Source organism: Mesorhizobium sp. STM 4661 (assembly GCF_000359125.1).
Classification (GTDB): domain Bacteria; phylum Pseudomonadota; class Alphaproteobacteria; order Rhizobiales; family Rhizobiaceae; genus Mesorhizobium.
On the sequence record NZ_CAAF010000031.1, the window covers coordinates 141,429 to 148,164 of the forward strand.

The window sequence follows — 6,736 nt, forward strand, 5'->3', positions numbered from 1 at the left end:
AACTCAATGCTCCCAGAAATAGACGGTCGCGGGCTCGGGTTCCCAGACCCTCGCATTGTCTATGCCGGGCAGTTTGGTGAGCGCGCGATATTCCGAGCCGAAGGCGACATACTGGTCGGTCTCGGCCATCACCGCGGGCTTGCAGGCGATCGGATCGCGCACCACGCCGAAGCCGTTCTTGGTGCCGACGACGAAGGTGAAGAAACCGTCGAGATCGCTGAGCGTGCCTTCGAGCGCCTCGCCGAGATTCTTGCCGTGCGCCATCTGCGAGGAGAGATAGGCGGCTGCCACTTCGGTGTCGTTCTCGGTCTCGAATTTCATGCCTTCGCGGACCAGCTCGCGCCGGACATTGTTGTGGTTGGACAGCGAGCCATTGTGCACCAGGCACTGGTCGGCGCCGGTCGAGAACGGATGCGCGCCCATCGTCGTGACCGCCGATTCCGTCGCCATGCGGGTGTGGCCGATACCATGCGTGCCGGTCATCGAACGCACGTCGAAACGCTCGACGACGGCTTCCGGCAGGCCGACTTCCTTGTAGATTTCCACCACGTCGCCGGCGCCCATGATACGGATATCGGGCCTCAGTGCCTGAATGGTTTCACGCGCCTCGTCGATCTTGTCGGGCCTGGTCCTGACGACCGCGTGCGTCGACTTTACCGCGACACTCACCGGCACGCCAATGGCCTTGGCAAGCTCGGTATCGAGACCGCGGAAATCGCGTTCCGGCTTGGCCGACTGAATGGTGATCTTGGCTTCATTGCCGGAGGAGGCGCCATAGATGGCTATGCCGGCGCTGTCCGGGCCGCGGTCGCTGAGCGAGATCAGCATCTCCGAAAGCATTGCACCAAGCTTCGGCTCCAGCGCCTTGTCCTTCAAGAAAAGTCCGACGATTCCACACATGTCAGCCTCCGATGGTGAGTGTGATTTCGGTGCTACCAGCTTCACGGGACTTATTCAACTCACATGAAAGTTTTTTTTCATGACAAACAAATCGCCTGGCGCGGCAGGGCGCCAGGCGACCGGGCACAGCCCTAATAGCGGTCGATCGCCTCTCTTGTCTCGTCCCCGCTGCGGTCCGCGGCCATATCGGCCTCGATTTCAGCATTCTCGTGGCGCGTCTGGAGGACATGCCATCCAATCCAGAAGACGAGACCGATGATGACCATCAGGACTTCTGAACCCTGAAACGGGTAGATTGCGCCGACGTCCTTGAGGTCGACGGCCCAGCTTTCCATACCATTGGTAGACATGCGAGTTCTCCTGTCGCTTGGCTATTTGATCGTGGCCTTTTCGGCGGTTCCCACTTCGCGCACCGACGCTTCGAACTCATGGTTGAGGGCAAAGTCGACGCCCTCGAGTTCGACCTTGGCCGGCACACGCAGCAGGTTCATGCTGTTGAGGATCTTGCAGACAACAAAGGTGGGAACAAAGCCGAGCGCGAACATCAGCACCGCACCCGCGAAATTGCCGAGCGGGTTGATGTACGCGAAGCCCTCATAGGGCGATGACGGCTGTCCCCACAGCATGAAACCCGCCACCACGACGCCGAGGAATCCGCCATAGCCGTGCACGGCAACGGCGCCCACCGCATCGTCGATCTTGAAGCGGCGCTCGACGAAATAGTGCAGCTTGTAGCAGATTGTCGGGACGATAGCGCCGATCAGAAGCGCCTGGATCGGATGATAGAGATCGTTGCCGGCCGAGGCTGAAATAATGCCGCAAAGCCCCAGCGAGAACGTCCAGAACGGGTCTCCTTTCGAGACGATGTAGCCGGCCATCATGCCGCCCGACAGCGACATCAGGAAGTTGAAGGTGATCGCCGAGAGCGTGGTCGGCGCAAGATAGATGTTGGTCGCCGTCCAGGTGTCGCCGGTGATCTGGCCGGCAATCGTGGCCGGACTGATCAGCGGAATGTTGCACGCCGCATAGAAGCCCCAGAAGCCGGTGTAAATCAGAAACAGGCCGATCGTGACCAGCCAAACATTGTGGGGCGGGATGTCGCGCGGCGTGCCGTCAGGCCTGAACTTGCCGATGCGTGGGCCGAGCACGATGAGGAAGGCAAGCGCCGCCCCGCCGGCGATCGCGTGCACGACGCCCGACGCATAGGCGTCGTGATAACCCCAGAGCTTCACCATCCATCCCTGCGGATGCCAGCCCCAGGACGCGCCGAGAATCCACAGTACCGAACCGATCAGCACCGCGACGATCCAGAACGCACCCGAGCGCGCTCGTTCTATGATCGAACCCGAGATGATCGAAGCCGTCGTGATGGAAAACAGCAGGAAGGCGCCCCAGAACACGCCGTTGAGGCGATGCCAGAGCGCGGCGTCGGCAGGCGTGACCCCCGTCTCGCCTGGATTGACGCCGGAGAGATGAGTGCCCATCAACGGATTCCACGGTTCGGCGAATGGTGCCGTGACAAGCCCGCCCGGGACCATGCCCGGTCCGTTGGGAAACCCGAAATAGATCCACCAGCCGAAAAAATAGAACGTAACCGTGACGAGCGGGATCGCCATCGCGTTCTTCATAAGCGTTTTCAGGTGATTGCGCCGGCGCGAGACGCCGACCTCGTAGGTGCAGAATCCGACATGGATGAGGAACATCATGACGATGGTCACCCAGTAGTAGAATTCGGTGAAAATGGTCGTTAGAGCGTTGAGATTCCCTTCCATTTCATGTCCCCTCCGTTCAGTCGCACTCCTTGCCTCTCAGTAAAACTTTTTGCATGTTAGTATTGCGCGCTTTTGGAGTTTTGAGTCAATATGGCGCGGAACGTCGCGTGGCCTCCAGTGCCCTGAATCGGCGAAAAGTCGGCAATTGTGTTGAGGAGAAGCAAGCCCATGACGGCATCCTGGAGATTTTCGACCCTGGCGGATCGCCATCGCGCGCTCGGCTCGAAGCTCGAAGACTGGAGCGGGATGGGAACCGCCTGGACCTACGACAAGGATGCCGACGAGGAGTATACCGCCATCCGCACCAAGGCCGGCCTGATGGATGTGTCGGGTCTGAAGAAGGTCCACATCACCGGGCCGCACGCCTCGCACCTGATCGATCTCGCCACGACGCGCGACGTCGAGAAAATATATCCCGGCAAGTCGGCCTATGCCTGCATGCTGAACGAGGCCGGCAAGTTCACCGACGATTGCATCCTCTATCGCACCGGCCCGAATAGCTGGATGGTCGTGCACGGTTCGGGCACCGGCCATGAGGAGTTGCAGCGCGCTTCCGTCGGGCGTGACGTCTCGCTGCGCTTCGACGACAATCTGCACGATCTTTCCCTGCAGGGCCCCACTGCCGTCGACTATCTGGCCAAGCATGTGCCCGGCATCCGCGACCTCAACTATTTCCATCACATGCAGACGCAGCTGTTCGGCTTGCCCGTGATGATCTCGCGCACCGGCTACACCGGCGAGCGCGGCTACGAGATCTTCTGCCGTGGCCAGGACGCCGGCACGATCTGGGATAGGATTCTCGACGAGGGCAAGAGCGCCGGCATCATCCCGTGCCGCTTCACCACGCTCGACATGCTGCGCGTCGAAAGTTATTTGCTCTTCTACCCCTACGATAATTCCCAAAAGTATCCGTTCGACAATGAAGGCCCCGGCGACACGCTGTGGGAACTCGGTCTCGACTTCACCGTCAGCCCCGGCAAGACAGGCTTTCGCGGCGCCGAGGAACACTACCGGCTGAAGGGCAAGGAACGCTTCAAGATCTATGGCGTATTGCTCGATGGCAAGGAGCCGGCCGACGAAGGTGCGCCGGTCTACCGCGACGGCGAAAAAGTCGGCGTAGTGACTTGCGCCATGTATTCGCCGCTGGTCAAGAAATCGATGGGCATCGCCAGGCTCGATGTCGACTGTGCCGTCAAGGACACCAAGCTCGAGATCCGCAACAAGAGCGGCGCCATCAAGGCCACCGCGCAGCCGCTTCCCTTCGATGATCCGAAGAAGACCAAGCGCACGGCGAAAGGCTGAGGCATAGTCAAGGCGAGGGGTTCGAGGCACAAAGAGAGAATGGCAGCCAAGAGTATCATTAGCCGGCCCGTTTACGGAACCTTGTCTCCGCAGCCTGGCAAGCACCATCTTTTCATCGCGGATGCCGAGGGCGCGCTCGCAATAACGGACATGGCCGCGACGGCGCCGGTCGGGTTCTTTGATGGCGCCCACATCATCTACATCCCCGGCCCTGACGGTGCTCATATCGCAGCGCTCGAGGCGCTGAGGCCGGCGCAGTTCTACCAGGGCTATTCCTTCGCCAGTGCCTTGCCGCGGCTGAAACAGACGCTGGCCAACGCGCATATGGGGCTGCGCCTCTATCTCGCGGGCACCGAAGGGCTGATCGGCCAGGCCATGCAGGTCGCGCTCGAAGCCGGCATCGACCACACTTCGATGCAGACCGAGCATCGCGGCTCGCTGGCGCGGCGCATGCAATGCGTCCACTGCAAGGGCATCACCGAAAACGTGACGACGCAGCCGGCGACCTGTTCGCATTGTGGCCTGCTTCTTCTGGTACGCGATCACTACTCGCGGCGTCTTGCTGCGTTCCAGGGCGTCTGCATCAATGCCGAGGACCGCAGCGAAATTCCTCCGATGGAGGAGATCTTTCGATGAGCACCGGCACCACCAAGCTTGATGTCGTCGTCAGCGATGTCGTTCCGGTCAACGATCTGGTGACGCGCTTCCATTTCCGCCGGCGTGACGGCGAGCTGTTGCCGACATTTTCCGGGGGCGCTCATGTCGTGGTGGAAATGCGCGATGGCGACCGCACCAGGCTCAATCCCTATTCGCTGATGGGCTCGCCGCTCAATACCGGCGAATACACCATCTCGGTGCGGCGCGACGATGTCGGCCGCGGCGGCTCGCTGTTCATGCACCGGAGCGTCAAGCCGGGCCTGGAAATGGTGATCAGCTACCCGGTCAATTTGTTCTCGCTCGATTTGCGCGCCAAAAAACACCTGATGCTGGCCGGCGGCATCGGCATCACCCCATTCATGGCGCAGACCGCGCAGCTGGCCGCGGAAGGCGGTAATTTCGAGCTGCACTACACGTGCCGTACCGCCTCGCTCGGCACCTATGCCGATGTCCTGCAACAGCGCTACGGGCGCCGTATCAGGCTCTATCACGACGACCGCGACGAGCGCATCGAGCTCGACCGGCTGCTGTCGTCGCAGCCGCTCGGCACGCATCTCTATGTCTGCGGTCCGTCCGGCATGATCGGCTGGGTGCGCGACCGCGCCGCCGCACTTGGCTGGCCTTCGGAAACCGTGCATTTCGAGCATTTCGCGGCGCCCCTGCCCGGCGCTCCGTTCGACGTGACGCTGGCCGTCACCGGCAAGACGATCCGCGTCGATGAGCAGCAGAGCCTGCTCGAAGCGATCGAGGCGGCCGGCGTCGATCCACCCTATCTCTGCCGCGGCGGCGTCTGCGGCCAGTGCGAGACCAACGTCATCTCGCATGACGGCAAGTTCATCCACAACGACCACTGGCTGAGCGAGGAAGACCACCGCTCCGGCTGCAAGATCATGCCGTGCGTGTCGCGCTTCGAGGGCAAATCGCTGGTCTTGGAAAGATAGGAGGCGAGCTTGGGAATCACCTTTCGCAAGGAAACGTTCCGCGACGATTTCACCTTCAGGAACAGCCCTGAGCACATCAGGCGGTTTCCGTTTCCATTCCACGAAGACAGCTACATGTATGCGGTCAACATCGAGCCGCATGTCGTTGGGCCGAAGGGCAGCGTGCTGGAAAACCTGATCGACGTCGACGAGCACTATGTCGCCGAGATGCAGGACCGCGCTCTGGTGTTGGCCGAGGACCCGTTGCGCTGCCAGTCGCTGCCGCACATGACGCTGGCCGGCTGGGATCTGCTCGAACTTCTGATGGAGCAGCAGGCGCTGGGCTATCCCGAGCATTTCACGCTGACGCGCGACGGCGACAGATGGCGGTGGATCAACCGGCCGCTCGGCATCGACGACACCTTCACCTTCGGCGATGTCTCGACGCTGCCCTATGGGCCAATGGAATACATCACAAGGCAGAGTCAGGGCGATTTCTGCATCCTCGACCAGCGCGACGGCAATCTGTGGATGGACGCCGGCATGGTTACCACCCAGGCCGACTGGTCGCTGGATTTCGACATCGGCATGAATTTCTTCGAGTGGCACGCGCCGGTGCCATTGGCGCATGAAAAGGGGATCTTCATCAGGGCGCTGAAATTCCTCACCAACATCCAGCAGGGCAAGCCGGCGCGACGCCTGAACTGGACCATGACGATCAATCCGCGGCTCGATACCAGCCCGGAAAATTATCACATATGGGGACCGGACCGGGCGACCGTCACGCCAGAGAACGTCGGCGACAAGGTGCATCTGCGCGTCGAACTGCAAAGCTTCTGGCGGCTGCCGCGCTCGAACGGCATCGTCTTCCCGATCCGCTGCTATCTGATCAAGATGGACGATCTGGTGACGCAGCCGAAATGGGCGCGGCGCCTGCATCGCGTCATCCGCGACCTGCCGGAGGAGCTCGCCACCTACAAGGGCCTGACCCGCTACCGCCCGACGCTGGTCGAATGGCTGTCGAAGCTGGATGATGACAGTGCGACAAGCCCGGGCTTTGGGCCGGACTGAGTTCGGCCTGCTTCCGTTTGCGCCGTGCCTCTCAAGACCTAGGTTCCTCGCCCCCGCGAAGCGGGGGAGAGGTGGCCGCGAAGCGGCCGGAGAGGGGGCTTTCGTAGGGCGCGG

The 6,736-nt window shown here is 61.5% G+C and carries 7 protein-coding genes; 4 read left to right on the top strand and 3 right to left on the bottom strand.

The annotated features are described in order from the left end of the window. Positions 1-3: 3 nt before the first annotated feature. The 3 genes from MESS4_RS11385 to MESS4_RS11395 all read right to left on the bottom strand — a co-directional run bounded on the left by MESS4_RS11385 (position 4) and on the right by MESS4_RS11395 (position 2,672). Complete coding sequence (locus tag MESS4_RS11385; protein WP_006330134.1) at positions 4-900, bottom strand: glutamine amidotransferase family protein; 897 nt, start codon at positions 898-900, stop codon at positions 4-6. A 131-nt stretch (positions 901-1,031) separates the two neighbouring features. Next, on the bottom strand, positions 1,032-1,250 hold the full coding sequence (locus MESS4_RS11390; RefSeq protein WP_006330135.1) for a hypothetical protein: 219 nt from the start codon (positions 1,248-1,250) through the stop codon (positions 1,032-1,034). 21 nt (positions 1,251-1,271) lie between these two features. After that, positions 1,272-2,672: an ammonium transporter gene (locus MESS4_RS11395; RefSeq protein ID WP_006330136.1), complete on the bottom strand. Its 1,401-nt coding sequence runs from the start codon at positions 2,670-2,672 to the stop codon at positions 1,272-1,274. A gap of 168 nt (positions 2,673-2,840) precedes the next feature. Between MESS4_RS11395 and MESS4_RS11400 the strand changes: the two genes are divergently transcribed. The 4 genes from MESS4_RS11400 to MESS4_RS11415 are packed head-to-tail and all read left to right on the top strand — an operon-like array spanning position 2,841 to position 6,622. Next, on the top strand, positions 2,841-3,974 hold the full coding sequence (locus tag MESS4_RS11400; RefSeq protein WP_006330139.1) for an aminomethyltransferase family protein: 1,134 nt from the start codon (positions 2,841-2,843) through the stop codon (positions 3,972-3,974). 39 nt (positions 3,975-4,013) lie between these two features. Next, positions 4,014-4,610 carry a dimethylamine monooxygenase subunit DmmA family protein gene (locus tag MESS4_RS11405; RefSeq protein WP_006330140.1) on the top strand — a complete coding sequence of 199 codons (597 nt, stop codon included), beginning with the start codon at positions 4,014-4,016 and terminating at the stop codon, positions 4,608-4,610. Then, entirely contained in the window at positions 4,607-5,572 is a 966-nt protein-coding gene (locus MESS4_RS11410; protein ID WP_006330141.1) for a PDR/VanB family oxidoreductase, read from the top strand. The genes MESS4_RS11405 and MESS4_RS11410 overlap by 4 nt, the downstream gene beginning before the upstream one ends. A gap of 9 nt (positions 5,573-5,581) precedes the next feature. Continuing rightward, positions 5,582-6,622: a DUF3445 domain-containing protein gene (locus MESS4_RS11415; RefSeq protein WP_006330142.1), complete on the top strand. Its 1,041-nt coding sequence runs from the start codon at positions 5,582-5,584 to the stop codon at positions 6,620-6,622. Positions 6,623-6,736: the final 114 nt, after the last annotated feature.